This is a genomic window from Streptomyces sp. L-9-10, from assembly GCF_004151105.1.
Classification (GTDB): domain Bacteria; phylum Actinomycetota; class Actinomycetes; order Streptomycetales; family Streptomycetaceae; genus Streptomyces.
On the sequence record NZ_PHRF01000169.1, the window covers coordinates 1 to 1,195 of the forward strand.

A 1,195-nucleotide genomic window follows, 5' to 3' on the forward strand; every position below is an offset into this window, starting at 1 on the left:
TGAGCTTGGGGTGGCCGCAGAGACCAGCGAGAAGCGACTGTTTACTAAAAACACAGGTCCGTGCGAAGCCGTAAGGCGATGTATACGGACTGACGCCTGCCCGGTGCTGGAACGTTAAGGGGACCGGTTAGTCAATCTTCGGGTTGGCGAAGCTGAGAACTTAAGCGCCAGTAAACGGCGGTGGTAACTATAACCATCCTAAGGTAGCGAAATTCCTTGTCGGGTAAGTTCCGACCTGCACGAATGGCGTAACGACTTCTCGACTGTCTCAACCATAGGCCCGGTGAAATTGCACTACGAGTAAAGATGCTCGTTTCGCGCAGCAGGACGGAAAGACCCCGGGACCTTTACTATAGTTTGATATTGGTGTTCGGTTCGGCTTGTGTAGGATAGGTGGGAGACTGTGAAGCTTGGACGCCAGTTCAGGTGGAGTCGTCGTTGAAATACCACTCTGGTCGTGCTGGATGTCTAACCTGGGTCCGTGATCCGGATCAGGGACAGTGTCTGATGGGTAGTTTAACTGGGGCGGTTGCCTCCTAAAGTGTAACGGAGGCGCCCAAAGGTTCCCTCAGCCTGGTTGGTAATCAGGTGTTGAGTGTAAGTGCACAAGGGAGCTTGACTGTGAGACCGACGGGTCGAGCAGGGACGAAAGTCGGGACTAGTGATCCGGCGGTGGCTTGTGGAAGCGCCGTCGCTCAACGGATAAAAGGTACCCCGGGGATAACAGGCTGATCTTCCCCAAGAGTCCATATCGACGGGATGGTTTGGCACCTCGATGTCGGCTCGTCGCATCCTGGGGCTGGAGTCGGTCCCAAGGGTTGGGCTGTTCGCCCATTAAAGCGGTACGCGAGCTGGGTTTAGAACGTCGTGAGACAGTTCGGTCCCTATCCGCTGTGCGCGTAGGAGTCTTGAGAAGGGCTGTCCCTAGTACGAGAGGACCGGGACGGACGAACCTCTGGTGTGCCAGTTGTTCTGCCAAGGGCATGGCTGGTTGGCTACGTTCGGAAAGGATAACCGCTGAAAGCATCTAAGCGGGAAGCCTGCTTCGAGATGAGGACTCCCACCTCCTTTGAGGGGTTAAGGCTCCCAGTAGACGACTGGGTTGATAGGCCGGATATGGAAGCCAGGTGACTGGTGGAGTTGACCGGTACTAATAGGCCGAGGGCTTGTCCTCAGTTGCTCGCGTCCACTGTGT

1 rRNA gene is annotated in these 1,195 nt (G+C 55.8%); it reads left to right on the top strand.

The annotated features are described in order from the left end of the window. Positions 1–1,174: ribosomal RNA gene (locus CU044_RS37085) — 23S ribosomal RNA — on the top strand; the annotation flags it as partial. Positions 1,175–1,195: the final 21 nt, after the last annotated feature.